Genomic DNA, 14,244 nt, shown 5'->3' with positions numbered 1-14,244 from the left:
CCTTACTCAGCTTGTTCAGCAGAAGGTTGAATTCGGACGGACATACCATTACGCACACGCTGTAAGCCTTGAGTGATCACTGCGTCGTTCTTCTCTAAACCAGAATGAACGATCACACCACCTTCAACTTGTCGCCCCATCTCAATGTTTCTGCGCTCAGCAACTGGTGCGGCTTCGCCTTCAACCAATACCATCACAAAGTCACCTTCTAGGTCGGTTTGAACTGCACGACGCGGAATAGTCACAACATCAATAGATTGCTTTTCACGTAGATCCACGCGAACGTGTTGACCCGGAAGCAGTTGTTGATTTGGGTTGTCGGCAATCGCACGCATTGCGATCGTACCTGTATTAAGGTTGATGCGGTTACCCAAGAAATCGAGCTGGCCAAGATGCTCGAACGCTTCGCCATTTTCAAGCATGATCTGAACTTCAACACCTGCAGAATCGCTACTGCCGTCACCTTCGATACGATCCATACCCAGCTCAATCCGCTCGCGCTCGCTGATACTAAACGAAGCATGGATTGGGTCTAGGCTAACCAACGTAGTTAATACACCTGAAGACGGTGAAACCAGATCACCCGTGCTCACTTTGGTGTCACTAATTCGTCCAGAGAAAGGCGCAACAATTTTGGTATGAGAAAGCTGAACATTGGCTGCATTGAGCTGTGCTTGACTTGCTTCAAGCTGTGCCTGAGAACCCAATAAGTTTGCCGTCAATGCATCAAATTCCGATTGAGAAATACTCCCCTTAGGGAGAAGGTTCTTACCTCGGTTAAAATCAAGCTCGGCTTTTTTAAGGTTCGCGTTCGCTTGAGCAACAGACGCTTTTGCGCTTGCTACTTCAGCTTCAAATGAAGAGGGTTCAATGGAGTACAGTAATTGGCCCTTTTCGACCATTTGACCTTCATTGAAATGACGGCTTTGCAGATAGCCCGAAACTTGCGCTGTGATAGCCGTGTCTTCAACGGCTTCAATACGACCGATGTACGACTTACTTTGCTGGTGAGAAACAACGCTAACATCCTGTACAGCTACGAGAGGTAGAGGCGCTTGCTTGGCATTTTGAGCATCTTGCCCACATCCAGCAAGAATAAGAGAGCTTGCAAGAGCCGTAAGGATCAACTTTTTACGCATGGTTATACCGTCACTTGTTAGTATTTGAACAGTATAAAATTTACGTAACACACCCGTCACCATTGTCCGAGGAATATCAATTATAACGAACCAAAGTGTATCAATATGTTAATTGAAACCAAGTGCTTATAAAGTGATTACAAACACGTTACAATTCTTAAGTAAATCCACCTCTCAGCTTTTGTTCTCTATGGATATTGTCTAACATCATGTATTGTCAGACAGATAAGTATTCACATTTAATTGTTAAGGAATTCTCATGATTTCAAAATGGGCTAAGCGTTTCTATCAAATGGCGGAATTGGTCGGTTCTTGGAGTAAAGATCCTTCAACTCAAGTCGGCGCCGTAATCACTAAGCACAACCGTATTGTTTCCGTTGGTTTTAATGGCTACCCACATGGCGTGTCTGATAGTGCGGATACTGATGACAGAGAAATGAAGTACCTCAAGACACTTCACGCTGAAGAAAATGCAATCTTATTTGCTAAACGTGATTTAGACAGTTGTGAAGTTTGGGTAACTCACTTCCCTTGCCCGAACTGTGCGGCAAAAATCATCCAAACGGGGATTTCAGCAGTACATTGCCCAGAGCAAAGTGAAGACTTCCTTTCTCGCTGGGGAGACAAGATCAAAATAAGCCAAGATATGTTTGAGCAAGCAGGTGTGGAAATCGATTGGTTACCACTCGCTGACCTAGACTAATATCCAAGCTAAATTTCAAATATAAAAAAGCCGAGAGTCGATGTTATCGTTCTCGGCTTTCTTTTTTTCTTTTCAGAGCCTTACGTTTCGAACATGAAATGTGTAAACAACATAAAGCTTTAGTTAGGATTAAGCGTTTATTGGGGTTAAACGCTAGTTGGAAAGGCTTCTGCGTACGCTTCCATAAAATCTTTGCGAATATCTTGCTCTAAATGAATCGCTTTTTCTGTCGGGCAGAAGATCATAAAGTGAACTTCTTGCTCACCCGTTGAGCTACTCGTGATATGAATATGCGGCTCAGAGCCAGGAAGGTCAACGCCAGCGTGCTTTTCGATCACACCGTTGTAACGGCGAGCAACATCGATAAACTCTTCACTGTGCTCTTCAATTTTCACGATAAGACCCGGCACCATAGGATATAGGTTTACGAAGTCTTTTACCGTCACAAAAAAGTTATGATAAACGTAGCGCTTCATGAAATTAAGGTTCTTGACCGGGTAAGTGAAGAACATGCTATTGGGTAGCGTAGCGGTCTTTCCTGTGAAGTGATACTGCCCATGATATAGGTCGATTTCTTGAATCACAGTCGCCATCAAATTGTGCTCAATCACCTCGCCGCTGATTTTGCCCACTTCAATCCAGTCACCAATTCTAAATGAGCGAGAACTCGCACGTTGAATAGAACCTGTGAAACACAAAATGATCTCTTTAGATGCGACGACTATAGCAACAGCAATGGCAGTTACAGACAGTGCAAACTCGCTGATTTCGGATTTCCACAGCACAAATAACGTCACAACAATAATCGCGAATGTGCCGTTTTTGGTACGTGACATCCAGTTACGTTGATCTTCACTAAGAAAAGCGACATCACCACGAATTCGAGACAAAGTAATTCGTCGGATTATTAAAATAGTGCAGATGATCAGTACACTAAAAATAAACTTATTAGCGAGTAAGAAATCGATCACTTGCCACAACTTTTCCATTATTTATTCCTTTAGCTTTACAACAATTAAGCTTTATAACGACGAGCTTTACAACAATTAGCATTTGAAGAACTGGCTGAAAAAGCATTATGCAAAAGCGCTCAAATCTAGAGCGCGCGTTTTCATACTTATTCAGTAACTCGCTGCAAAAATCAGCTCGAAAGATCAACACGCCCTAGAAGGCTATCATTTTATCTTGGCAGAAGTAATAAATTGGCCAAAAGTTTCACACCAAATCACAACCGTATTAAATCGATTAAGATCAGCACCTTCGGGGAGTTCAACCATAAATCGGTCGAATGTTTTCACATCTCCGACTTTGAGTAACTCACTCTTGCTGTCATTGAAGGCTTGTTCGGTTTCTATGAACTTAGGTGATAGGTAAACCTTATAATCTGGCCCCGGTGCCAATTCCCCTTCAAAAGCTATCGCACTTTCAGACACCGAGACAATGCCTTCTCCCCAATGCAAAAAGTCACTGTCTTGTCGGTCTTTAGTGAACTCGCCTGTATAGATAGCCTGCTGACTGATCGCTTCAACAGAACTTGAGGAAGGAGAATCAGGCTCAATCAAGATAGGTAGTGCGTAGACACCAAGCCCAAAACCAAAAGCACCCACGGCTAAGTGGGTGCAAAGTAAAACTAACTTTTTCATCGTGTACTCCCTTATGCTTAAAGAGAGTATTATTGAATACTCTCAAAAATACAAAGAGATATCGCGTTGGAGTTCGCTATTTTTGGTAGTGAGTTGCAGTACGTTGAGACAGCTCAACAATCACTTTTACCGCTTGCTCCATACCTTGAATCGTAATGAACTCATGAATACCGTGGAAGTTGTAGCCACCAGTAAAGATATTCGGACATGGTAGCCCCATGAAAGATAAGCGAGCGCCATCTGTACCGCCTCGGATCGGCTTGATCATTGGCTCTACATCGCACTCAATCATCGCTTGCTTGGCCAACTCGATAATATGTTGATGCGGTTCAACCATCTCTTTCATATTGAAGTAGCTATCGGTTAGCACCAACTCAACGCGGCCTTTCTCTAGGCGCTCATTCAGTTCGTCCACTTTCTGTTGCATGAATGTCTTACGCGCTTCTGCACCCTCACGTTCAAAATCACGGATGATGTAACCCAGTTCAGAACGTGCGACACCCATTTCAGCCGATTTCAAATGATAAAAACCTTCATAACCTTCTGTGCACTCAGGTGTCTCTTGCGCTGGCATCATCAATTGGAATTGCGCCGCGATGTTCATTGAGTTCACCATTTTACCTTTTGCGGTACCCGGGTGAACGTTCACGCCATGACAGATAACATCAGCGCTCGTGGCATTAAAGTTCTCAAATTCCAACTCCCCTACTGGACCACCATCGATGGTGTACGCCCACTCGGCGCCAAATTTTTCAACGTCAAACAGGTTCGCACCGCGGCCAATCTCTTCATCCGGTGTGAAGCCAATACAAATGTCGCCGTGTTTGATGTCTGGATTCGCTTTCAGGTAAGCAATCGCACTGATGATTTCAGCGATGCCCGCTTTGTTATCGGCACCAAGCAGAGTTGTGCCATCGGTAGTGATGAGGTCATGGCCATGCAAAGCATCAAGATCTGGATATTGGCTAGGATTTAAGCATTCGCCACTTGTACCCAATTCAATCGTTCCACCTTGATAATCTTTAATTACTTGAGGTTTCACGTTCGCGCCTGATGCGTCAGGAGCGGTATCCATATGCGCCACAAAGCCAATAGCAGGCACTGGATAATCAACATTCGACGGCAGTTTCGCCATCAAATAGCCATTTTCATCTAAAGAAACATCAACTAAGTCTAATGCGATCAATTCTAACTTTAAGGCTTCAGCAAACGTAATTTGACCCGGTGAACTTGGGCAATGCTGATTAGAAGGATCGGATTTGGTATCAAAAGTAACGTAATTCAGAAAACGTTCTACAAGCTTTTCCATAATTCATCTCACCATGGATTAAATAATTGATTTACTGACTTTGTTCTTCATGTAGATAAGCGAGGCATTGTTAAGTTAATACGTACGCAGAGTCAGTCGCGAGGCTTTTCATCTTACGCCCCTGACCATGTATGTAATTGCTCTAAATCATTATTGTGCGAAATTAGATGTGCTTCCTATACTTGAAAACAGAGGGTTTCGTCAGTTCAATATTGCATACGGATGATAAGCGATCGCTTTGTACGCATTCTACGCCCTTCGCTCTCAGCCTAAAAAAAGTACAAAGTGGATGATGATCACAATTTATCCTTGATGCAGAATCTGTCATACGTTACACGGAGACACAGTTATGACGATTAATAAGTATTTCATTTTCTCTCCTCAAGCCTCTGAGGAAACGTTTCAACCAGTATTAACTGAGAAAGAAGTTCAAAGGCAGGAAGCTCTAAGGCTCGCGCAAACCCAAGGCGGGTTTGATACCAACGCGACCTCGTAACTCAATGAATACCTAGCAATATTATGAACCCCTATTAAAGGCTCTACTTCTCTCTGATGTAGAGCTTTTTTCCTTCAGCGCTTTTCTTCTCTATTTCTGTGGCGTCCTATTCAAGCGTCGAACCCATTCAAGCGTCGAACCTATTCACGCTTTGTGCCCCTCAGGCAGCCTCTCTATAATGTTTCGAATATACCGTTAGCTAATTCGCTACGCAGAGAAATCACCCACTAAACTTTCCCCAGCCATACCTTGTCGTGTCATTTTGTGCTAATAATTCATATTCGTTTTCATTCCTCACTCGCCCTCTTTTCAAATACTTTTATGCGAGTACCAGAGAACTTAACCACAGGAATCCCGAATTCAATGGAATATTCAAAGCTAGGAAGTAGTCAAATTCCCGTTTCCCGCATCTGTCTTGGTAGCATGACTTGGGGGCTGCAGAATACGCAACAACAAGCCGACCAACAGATCGAATACTCGCTAAGCCAAGGTATCAACTTTATTGATACGGCAGAAATGTACGCAGTGCCACCTTCACCTGATACCTATGGCAAAACAGAAGCGATCATCGGCAACTGGTTGTCTCGCAATCCGCAACGCCGCCAAGAACTGATCATAGCGAGTAAAATTGCAGGGCCCGGGCTTCCTTGGGTTCGAGATGGAGGCCCTATAACAGGTGAAGCCGTAATTGCAGCAGTTGACGCATCATTAATACGTCTACAAACAGACTATATCGACCTTTACCAACTGCATTGGCCAAACCGAACGACGCCTCACTTTGGCAAGCATTTCCCGAATCATATTCGATTCAGTGACATCGACCGAAAGCAGCATGAAGCGGAGATGTTAGAGATCCTTCAAGCACTAACGAGCTGCATTAAAGCAGGGAAAATCCGTCATGTGGGTTTGTCTGATGACACCACTTGGGGTATTAACACCTATCTCAAACTGAGCGAAAAGCATGATTTACCGCGAATGGTCTCTATTCAGAATGAATTTAGCTTGCTGCACGCAAAAGATTGGCCATATTTGATTGAGAACTGTGTGCATGAAGATGTCGCTTATCTGCCATGGTCACCTTTAGCTGCAGGCATGTTAAGTGGAAAGTACATCGATGGCGCAAGACCAGAAGGCAGCCGCTGGACTTACATGCAACGCAAAGGCATTTTCCGCGACACTGAGTCGGCTAATGAAGCCGTAAAAGGATATGTCGAAGTTGCGAACGCTCACGGATTTACACCGAGCCAACTAGCATTAGCGTGGTGTAACCAAGTTGATGGTGTCACCTCCACTATTATTGGCGCAACCACCATGGAACAACTGAAAGAGAACGTGGCAGCATTCAGCAAACCACTGTCAGAAGAGATCCTTACCGATATCAACACAGTGTTTAAGCGCTACCCTGCCCCATATTAATCATACAGGTCAGCTAATCTTGGGTTCAGCTTAATGTTAGATGAGTAAATCACATAAGAGCGCGCTATTTAGTGCGCTTTTCTTTTTTAAGTGGGTTGCTTTTGCTTTTTAGTGGATCGCATTGAGTTATCACGCTTTTGGTTATCCAACCTTTGCTCTATAATGCGCGGGCTTATATCTAGGATAAAAACATGATTTCAAAAAACCAATTAAAACTCCTTCGTGCTTTGGGCCAAAAGAAACAACGTAAAGCCCACGGCCTGTTTCTAGTTCAAGGTGAAAAAAACGTACTTGAGCTGTTCAATAGTGACTTAGTCGTAAAGAACGTCTTTGCTACGGCTGATTTTTTATCTGAAAATCACGCGTCACTGTTTGAGTTTGATTGTGTTGAAGCCTCGCTGGATGACCTAACCAAAGCAAGTACTTTGGTGAGTAACAACGCAGCGATTGCAGTTGTTGAGATCCCAACATTTGAACTACCAGAAGCAACAGGATTGATGATTGCGCTTGATGGAGTGTCTGATCCGGGCAACCTAGGTACGATTATTCGCGTCGCAGACTGGTATGGCATTAAGCATATCGTTGCGAGCAGCGATTGTGCAGATCCATACAGCCCGAAAACGATCAGCGCGACCATGGGCAGCTTTGGCCGAGTACACGTAAGCCAAACAGACTTACCTGAATACTTAGAGCAAGCGAACCTGCCTGTTTACGGAGCGTTCTTAGAAGGTGAAAGTGTTCATAAGACGGAATTTACTGCTAACGGCATTTTGCTGATGGGTAGCGAATCTCACGGCATTCGTGAACATGCGGCTAAATATGTGACTGATAAGATTACGATTCCAGCATTCGGTGGCGCAGAGTCTCTGAATGTAGCAATGGCGACAGGTATTATTCTCGACAACATGCGTCGTCAGCATAGCTAGATCTCATAAGCTAACGAGCCAGTCGACAGTGCTCAGATATTAAAAAAGGCGTATTGATTAAATCAGTACGCCTTTTTATTTGAGTTCTTTTCAACAATTACTTTTCTAGCATTGCCAACTTATCAGCGACACCATTCCACTTTTCAGCTTCATCCATCGGTGCTTTAACTTCAGTTTGCACTGGCCAAATCTCAGCAAGTTCGGCATTCACTTCAATAAAGATCTTTTGATCTTCTGGCAGATCATCTTCTTGGAAGATCGCTTGAGCGTCGCATTCAGGTACACACAAACCACAATCAATGCATTCGATTGGGTTGATTACCATGAAATTCGGGCCTTCATGGAACGCATCTGCGGGGCAAACCGCCACACAGTCTGTGTATTTACATTGAATACAGTTATCGCCTACGACAAATGCCATGATGCTCTGCTCTATAAGTTAGTCAAAATTTAAGAATGGAGGATAATACTCATCCCAAGGCAAAATTCAACATCATACGGCTCTAATATCGTGTCTATTTGCTCCATGTTTCCAAATTAGTATGACAGATAAATCAATTTCTCGTAAAATGCGCGCCATTGTGAGCTTATCGCTTCTTTCAACATCAGCGTTTTCATCAAACTCTGCGTTTAGAAGCGGTCTAGCTAAGACACCTATAAAGACGAGACATCGAAATGATACGTTTAACCGAAATTAAACTCCCTCTAGACCACGAAGAATCAGCCATTCAAGACGCTATTGAAGCAAAGCTTGGCATTAATTCTGATCAGGTACTTTCTTTTAATATCTTTAAACGTGGCTACGATGCTCGTAAGAAATCAAAAATCTTACTTATCTACACGCTTGATGTTCTAGTTGAAAACGAAGCTGAGTTGTTAGAGCAGTTCATTAGCGACCCGCACGTAAAAGTGACTCCTGACATGGAGTACAAATTCGTGGCTAAAGCGGTTGAGAACCAAACTGAGCGCCCTGTCGTTATCGGTTTTGGCCCTTGTGGTTTGTTCGCAGGCCTAGTGCTTGCTCAAATGGGCTTCAATCCAATCATCGTTGAGCGTGGTAAAGAAGTTCGTGAACGTACGAAAGATACCTTTGGTTTCTGGCGTAAGCGTACACTGAACACTGAATCAAACGTACAGTTTGGTGAAGGCGGCGCAGGTACATTCTCAGACGGTAAGCTTTACAGCCAAGTTAAAGATCCAAAGCACTACGGCCGCAAAGTAATCGAAGAATTCGTTGCTGCAGGTGCACCTGAAGAAATCCTATACGTAAGTAAGCCGCACATCGGTACCTTTAAACTGGTTACCATGATCGAGAAGATGCGTGCTTCTATCATTGAGCTAGGTGGCGAAATCCGATTCAGCACTCGCGTTGATGACGTTCACATGGAAGACGGTCAAATCACTGGTTTGACGCTTTCTAACGGTGAAGAGATCAAATCTCGCCACGTTGTACTGGCTGTTGGCCATAGTGCTCGTGATACGTTTGAAATGCTGCACGAACGTGGCGTTTACATGGAAGCTAAGCCTTTCTCTGTTGGTTTCCGTATCGAACATAAGCAAGCGATGATCGATGAAGCTCGCTTCGGTAAAAACGCAGGTAATCCTATCTTAGGTGCAGCGGACTACAAATTAGTACACCACTGTAAGAATGGCCGCACTGTATACAGCTTCTGTATGTGCCCGGGTGGTACTGTGGTTGCCGCGACTTCTGAAGAAGGTCGCGTAGTAACCAACGGCATGAGCCAATACTCTCGTGCAGAACGTAACGCAAACAGTGCCATCGTTGTGGGTATCGACCCAGAGCGTGATTACCCAGGTGACGCACTAGCAGGTATCCGTTTACAACGTGAATTAGAAAGTGCCGCTTATGTTCTAGGTGGCGAGAACTACGACGCCCCTGCACAGAAAATCGGTGACTTCCTGAAAGGTCGCGATCCAAGTGAAATCGGTGAAGTAAAACCATCATTCACGCCAGGTATCCACCTAACTGATATTTCAAAAGCGCTGCCTGATTTTGCTATCGAAGCGATTCGTGAAGCAATCCCAGCGTTCGAGAAGAAGATCAAAGGTTTCTCTACGCCAGACGGCCTACTAACTGGTGTTGAGACTCGTACGTCTTCTCCTGTATGCATCAAACGTGGCAAAGACTACCAAAGCATCAACCTTAAGGGCTTCTTCCCTGCTGGTGAAGGCGCAGGCTACGCGGGTGGTATCCTATCTGCTGGTATCGACGGTATTAAAGCTGCAGAAGCGCTAGCACTGTCTATGGTAGAACAGAACCAAGCTGAGAAGATTGAGATCGCTTAGACTCTTTCGATAAACCAAAGCTAAATAACGGTCAGCCAAAACTAAAAATCCAGTGCCTTGTAGACACTGGATTTTTTTATTGCATACGGATTATCTAGATTTACTCGGTATCGACGGGCTTTACTTACAAGTGTCTTTTGACCAGTTAACACCATCATTTGAACACTCAAACAGACTTGTTCCATTCTGGTAGTAATAACCTCTAGTCCAGTTCCCTTGGGAATATTTAGACGTTATCGTCTGAGTATAATCAAACGGTGTATTTTCAATTTGCGCATATTTATGACGAGTCCAGCTATCTGAACCGTGAGAAGTGTTCTCATTGAAATCAACTGATAGATAGTTTAATACATCAAAGTCGCTTCGTGAGATATTAGATAAAGTATCACTTAAATTGACCCACTCAGGGTAAGGAGCATTTGAACCATAATGGTACTTCACCTGAGTTTGAGTAAACTGGTCTTTATAATCACCAACAACATCTGACGTTAAAGTTTGGCTAAATCCATTACCCACATTTTGAGTGGAACAGCTTTCCCAATCAGGCTGTTGAGACCAACCACTATTCTTTACACCAAAGGTGGTTAGTGAATTGGGTTGCACCTGTTGTTTAATTGTTTCCTGAACTGAACACGAGTGCTGCGTTCCATCACTGCTCAATGAAAACCAAGCTTCCTTGTCATATTCCAAACCATTTTTCTTCTGGCTATTACGCTCAATGTGCTTATTTAATTCTAGTTCTGTTTGTAGATCAGCTGACACTTCATATTCAATAACAATCAGCTTGTCAGCAGTCATCACTGTTTTAACTTTATACCACTTATTAATTTCGTTCTTTTTAGAATAATCCCAATGCTCCCAGTAATAATCAACATAGGCTTGCTGAGCTTTGGGGTTTTCTTTTTGAATATCTTTAGTCTCTTGATACGACTTTTTAATGGCTGGCATCATTTTCTGCGCTAATTCATAAAGCTCAGTGTTTTGGGCTTTGACGAAGTCGCCATACAAGTCTTTCACTGCAATGTTATATCGATTCGCAATTCGGAAATCATGTTCCTTCACATTTTGGATAATGCTATTTTGAGTGTTTACAGCTTGCTTCAAAGCGGAACAACTGTTTAAACCACCTTTATATAGGTCGGCTTGGATCTGATTCCATAAAACGGTAGTAAGTGGCGTAGTAGATTTAATTTCTTGATCAGAACTCACTGTCATTACTGGTGGGAAGACTAATTGATAAGGTTCAGTAATCGGCGAATTAGGGCTATCCGCATCAATAGCACCGACCGGAACATTCACTACAATTGGGGCATAGTCCATACAGTCAGAGTTAGAACCAGTTAAAGACAATTGATAACTGCCTTCATCGTCCGTGATACTACTTGGCTCTCCCTCATCCAATACACCATTATAATTGATGTCTAGAAACGCGGTCGCACCGGAAATATACCCGTCAATGGCAACACCTTGTAAGGTTTTTGTTTGAGGAGCGGGAGCACTTGTACTGCTGCTACCACCGCCTCCTCCCCCGCCACAAGCAGCAAGACCACCAGCTATAAGTGCGATAGAAATAAGCTTAAGTTTCATTTAATTCGATCCTAATAAAATACATTAATAAGTAGGGTTGCCATTGGGGGGATGACCGAGAATGACTGTGATAGTCATGACCAGTCATAATAGCGATTGATATTCAAAAGAAACATGAAAGGGTGCTAGCCGATTCGTGCATGTTTTCATTTTGAACAGAAACTAAAAGATAGGGGAAATGGGGTAAAAATGGACTAATTACTTCTCGCTCGAAGCTATCCAAAGCTTATAAAAATCACTATAACCGGTTTGGTTAATCTCTACGCCATGAACCTCAACACTATTAAAAACCTTCTCTTTACCGTGAAATAACGGACAAAGTAACTTCTGTTGATAAAGCGAATCTTCAATCTCTTTCAAGTCGCTCATTGGGTTCTCGCCACTCACAGCAACTCTAACTCTCTCGCAATGCGCCTTCATCTCATAATTGTTGAAAATAAATCTAAGTCCAGAGGAAGCAAGTAACCAATCGTAAAGACCATAATCGGCTGGCTGTTCGATAATTTCTTCAATAAATAACAAGTCTGCCAACTCACTCATTGAGCTAGGATCACTAATATTAGGAAGCTCAACGATTTCAACCGTCACGCCAGTCTTTACAATCGTTTGAAGGAGCCAGTCCGCCATATCTTGAAGCAAAGGAATCGTCATTTTAGGTCGCGTTAATACAACTGCCCCCGTCAAAACAGGAATGAGATTACTGCGCGTTAATTCGCTAGGTGAAAAAGACAAGTCATCCGTCACCATATCAGCATCAAACTCTTTACTGCTGGACTTGATAAACGATACCAGCCTGTCGAGTTCTTCAGGGGTTATGCCTGAGTTTTCTCTACGATTAACCGCAAGGTACGAAAGAGCATTAATAGTGGTTTCTTCCGCAACACCCGATTTATTGAAACTCAGGGTGTGATCATTTAAGCCTTCGATGTCGGTGAGCGTTACCTGTTCTAACAAGGCATTTTGAGCAAAGTAACCTCGGTGACGTTTAAGAACCAAACACTCTTCGCTCCAATCATCCAATGAGAAAGGTCCTGTTCCGATATAGGCACTGCGGCCACTCGAAAAATAAATACGCTTGCGACGATAAATAGACGCGTGTGGACTAGTCAAAGCATAGAGAAACATTGGGTTTGCGTATGTCAGCTCAATAGTCAGTTGTTTATCACCCACCACTTGAACATCACTGACCTGATCAAATAAAGACTGTACCGGACCTTCAATATTTTTTAGCTGCAACAAACATTGAGCAACATCTTTGGCTGTTAAAGTTTCACCGTCATGGAATAACACATTCGGTCTCAACCAAAAATGCAGAAAGCGCCCTTCCATCTTCCAATGGTGCGCGAGGCTCGCTTGGGGATTTCCATCATGATCTTGGACTAGTAGCGTATTGTAGAGGCTTCTTAAGATGTGATGTTCAGCAGTTCGGTATGTTTTTGCTGGCTCAAGGTTATCGACCCACGGATATTGAGTGATCAGTAAATGGTCATGTTGTTGATTGAACAGACTATGTTTTTCAGTCGCTAGCGTCAGTGCCTTTATTGCCGCATCACCATAGCTTTCTAGAAGACGGGGAATAACATTAAAGCCCCCCTGTTCTAACTGAAGCGCTAACACTTGTTCTAATGCTTCGGGAAAGCTGACCAAAATTCTAAATTGGCTAAGCTTCCCTCTTCCTTTAGACGGAATCCAACAAATCCAGCGATATTCCGATAAGCATTTAAGAATGATCGAAGTGTTTCTGCGAGAAGTCGATAGCGAGTGTTCGAGATCATCGATCGTTAGATGATACTCTTCACCTATTTCATACTTTGCAATAAGTTGTTGAAGTCTACGTAAGTTAGCGTCGTTCATTGAATTCCAGACTAGAGCTGTATGTCAAATGTCATTAATATCAGTATGAATTTATAAATTCAACTTTACACTGAAATATCTATCACAAGTTTTGGCTTTAAATATCAATAAATTAGATAAAAAAGCCTTTAATCACTCCGTTTTACTAGGGCTCCACTTCCCTTCATGAATCGCTGAATTGACGTCTCTTCTTGGTAGCCAGCCCATGGTTTCAAGTTCGGGCTTATCTTTGAAGTGGTCAACGTAACCAATACACAGATACGCCACGATATCGATGTTTTCTGGGATATCTAATGCGTCTCGCAGTGTTGAGTCGTGAAGAATACTCACCCAACCTAATCCTAGGTTTTCGGCTCTTGCTGCTAGCCACAGGTTTTGAACTGCACACACGGTGCTGTATAGATCCATCTCTTGTTTGATGGTTCTACCTAACACAACTTTTCCGGTTCGATTACGGTCGCAAGTGACGCAGATACCGATAGGCGATTCAACAATGCCTTCAAGCTTTAGACGCTTGTACATTGCTTGCTTTTCATCGGTAAACATTTCTGCCGATTCAGCATGCGCTTGATTGAAGCCCGCTTTAATTTGTTGCTTAGTTTCGATATCACGGACAACAACAAAATCCCAAGGCTGCATAAAACCAACACTAGGAGCATGGTGCGCTGCGGTTAGCACACGCATCAAAACGTCTTCCGGGATCTCATCAGGAAGAAACTGACCACGAACATCTCGGCGAGAAAAAATCGTTTTATATACTGCATCGCGTTCATTCGGCGTAATTTCCATACATCCCTGTCTTATCGTCGTCTTATTGAGTCAGTATTATCCAACTAAAGTGTCTATGTTACTAGGGCGTGTTGA

The 14,244-nt window shown here is 43.3% G+C and carries 13 protein-coding genes; 5 read left to right on the top strand and 8 right to left on the bottom strand.

Annotation, left to right across the window (positions count from 1 at the left end; translation table 11 throughout):
* Positions 1-2 precede the first annotated feature (2 nt).
* Positions 3-1,139: an efflux RND transporter periplasmic adaptor subunit gene (locus OCV44_RS18895; RefSeq protein WP_139685973.1), complete on the bottom strand. Its 1,137-nt coding sequence runs from the start codon at positions 1,137-1,139 to the stop codon at positions 3-5.
* 259 nt (positions 1,140-1,398) lie between these two features.
* On the opposite strand from OCV44_RS18895, the gene OCV44_RS18890 reads away from it, so the two are divergent.
* A complete protein-coding gene (locus tag OCV44_RS18890) occupies positions 1,399-1,842 on the top strand; it encodes a dCMP deaminase family protein (protein WP_054541800.1) in 444 nt (147 codons plus the stop codon).
* 146 nt (positions 1,843-1,988) lie between these two features.
* Here OCV44_RS18890 and OCV44_RS18885 read toward each other — a convergent pair whose 3' ends face one another.
* The 3 genes from OCV44_RS18885 to pepT form a co-directional block, all read right to left on the bottom strand.
* Positions 1,989-2,831: a mechanosensitive ion channel family protein gene (locus OCV44_RS18885; protein ID WP_139685972.1), complete on the bottom strand. Its 843-nt coding sequence runs from the start codon at positions 2,829-2,831 to the stop codon at positions 1,989-1,991.
* Positions 2,832-3,017: 186 nt separating this feature from the next.
* Positions 3,018-3,485 carry a DM13 domain-containing protein gene (locus OCV44_RS18880; RefSeq protein WP_139685971.1) on the bottom strand — a complete coding sequence of 156 codons (468 nt, stop codon included), beginning with the start codon at positions 3,483-3,485 and terminating at the stop codon, positions 3,018-3,020.
* A gap of 76 nt (positions 3,486-3,561) precedes the next feature.
* The gene (pepT, locus tag OCV44_RS18875; protein ID WP_139685970.1) at positions 3,562-4,794 is read right to left on the bottom strand and encodes a peptidase T; all 1,233 of its coding nucleotides are present in this window, start codon (positions 4,792-4,794) and stop codon (positions 3,562-3,564) included.
* Positions 4,795-5,143: 349 nt separating this feature from the next.
* On the opposite strand from pepT, the gene OCV44_RS18870 reads away from it, so the two are divergent.
* From OCV44_RS18870 to OCV44_RS18860, 3 genes are all read left to right on the top strand, one after another.
* Positions 5,144-5,290, top strand: a complete 147-nt coding sequence (locus OCV44_RS18870) for a hypothetical protein (protein ID WP_170213753.1) — start codon at positions 5,144-5,146, stop codon at positions 5,288-5,290.
* Positions 5,291-5,713: 423 nt separating this feature from the next.
* Entirely contained in the window at positions 5,714-6,706 is a 993-nt protein-coding gene (locus tag OCV44_RS18865) for an aldo/keto reductase (protein WP_246091825.1), read from the top strand.
* A 191-nt stretch (positions 6,707-6,897) separates the two neighbouring features.
* Positions 6,898-7,632: an RNA methyltransferase gene (locus OCV44_RS18860; RefSeq protein WP_139685968.1), complete on the top strand. Its 735-nt coding sequence runs from the start codon at positions 6,898-6,900 to the stop codon at positions 7,630-7,632.
* A gap of 97 nt (positions 7,633-7,729) precedes the next feature.
* On the opposite strand, the gene fdxA is transcribed toward OCV44_RS18860, so the two are convergent.
* On the bottom strand, positions 7,730-8,053 hold the full coding sequence (gene fdxA / locus OCV44_RS18855) for a ferredoxin FdxA (RefSeq protein ID WP_009844780.1): 324 nt from the start codon (positions 8,051-8,053) through the stop codon (positions 7,730-7,732).
* A 254-nt stretch (positions 8,054-8,307) separates the two neighbouring features.
* On the opposite strand from fdxA, the gene OCV44_RS18850 reads away from it, so the two are divergent.
* Complete coding sequence (locus OCV44_RS18850) at positions 8,308-9,939, top strand: NAD(P)/FAD-dependent oxidoreductase (RefSeq protein WP_017098685.1); 1,632 nt, start codon at positions 8,308-8,310, stop codon at positions 9,937-9,939.
* 120 nt (positions 9,940-10,059) lie between these two features.
* On the opposite strand, the gene OCV44_RS18845 is transcribed toward OCV44_RS18850, so the two are convergent.
* The 3 genes from OCV44_RS18845 to bluB form a co-directional block, all read right to left on the bottom strand.
* Complete coding sequence (locus OCV44_RS18845; RefSeq protein WP_139685967.1) at positions 10,060-11,526, bottom strand: hypothetical protein; 1,467 nt, start codon at positions 11,524-11,526, stop codon at positions 10,060-10,062.
* A gap of 198 nt (positions 11,527-11,724) precedes the next feature.
* Positions 11,725-13,380 carry an ABC transporter substrate-binding protein gene (locus OCV44_RS18840; protein ID WP_139685966.1) on the bottom strand — a complete coding sequence of 552 codons (1,656 nt, stop codon included), beginning with the start codon at positions 13,378-13,380 and terminating at the stop codon, positions 11,725-11,727.
* A gap of 132 nt (positions 13,381-13,512) precedes the next feature.
* Positions 13,513-14,169 carry a 5,6-dimethylbenzimidazole synthase gene (bluB, locus tag OCV44_RS18835; RefSeq protein WP_009844776.1) on the bottom strand — a complete coding sequence of 219 codons (657 nt, stop codon included), beginning with the start codon at positions 14,167-14,169 and terminating at the stop codon, positions 13,513-13,515.
* Between the last annotated feature and the right edge of the window lie 75 nt (positions 14,170-14,244).

Origin of the sequence: Vibrio tasmaniensis, from assembly GCF_024347635.1 — a bacterium.
Lineage (GTDB): Bacteria > Pseudomonadota > Gammaproteobacteria > Enterobacterales > Vibrionaceae > Vibrio > Vibrio tasmaniensis.
The sequence above is the reverse complement of the archived record's forward strand: the minus strand, read 5'-3'. Positions and strand labels throughout refer to the sequence as shown.

Bases quoted from the DNA above. Each gene is read 5' to 3' on its own strand.
- OCV44_RS18895 (WP_139685973.1), bottom strand. From the start codon at position 1,139: ATGCGTAAAAAGTTGATCCTTACGGCTCTTGCAAGCTCTCTTATTCTT.
- OCV44_RS18890 (WP_054541800.1), top strand. From the start codon at position 1,399: ATGATTTCAAAATGGGCTAAGCGTTTCTATCAAATGGCGGAATTGGTC.
- OCV44_RS18885 (WP_139685972.1), bottom strand. From the start codon at position 2,831: ATGGAAAAGTTGTGGCAAGTGATCGATTTCTTACTCGCTAATAAGTTT.
- OCV44_RS18880 (WP_139685971.1), bottom strand. From the start codon at position 3,485: ATGAAAAAGTTAGTTTTACTTTGCACCCACTTAGCCGTGGGTGCTTTT.
- pepT (WP_139685970.1), bottom strand. From the start codon at position 4,794: ATGGAAAAGCTTGTAGAACGTTTTCTGAATTACGTTACTTTTGATACC.
- OCV44_RS18870 (WP_170213753.1), top strand. From the start codon at position 5,144: ATGACGATTAATAAGTATTTCATTTTCTCTCCTCAAGCCTCTGAGGAA.
- OCV44_RS18865 (WP_246091825.1), top strand. From the start codon at position 5,714: ATGACTTGGGGGCTGCAGAATACGCAACAACAAGCCGACCAACAGATC.
- OCV44_RS18860 (WP_139685968.1), top strand. From the start codon at position 6,898: ATGATTTCAAAAAACCAATTAAAACTCCTTCGTGCTTTGGGCCAAAAG.
- fdxA (WP_009844780.1), bottom strand. From the start codon at position 8,053: ATGGCATTTGTCGTAGGCGATAACTGTATTCAATGTAAATACACAGAC.
- OCV44_RS18850 (WP_017098685.1), top strand. From the start codon at position 8,308: ATGATACGTTTAACCGAAATTAAACTCCCTCTAGACCACGAAGAATCA.
- OCV44_RS18845 (WP_139685967.1), bottom strand. From the start codon at position 11,526: ATGAAACTTAAGCTTATTTCTATCGCACTTATAGCTGGTGGTCTTGCT.
- OCV44_RS18840 (WP_139685966.1), bottom strand. From the start codon at position 13,380: ATGAACGACGCTAACTTACGTAGACTTCAACAACTTATTGCAAAGTAT.
- bluB (WP_009844776.1), bottom strand. From the start codon at position 14,169: ATGGAAATTACGCCGAATGAACGCGATGCAGTATATAAAACGATTTTT.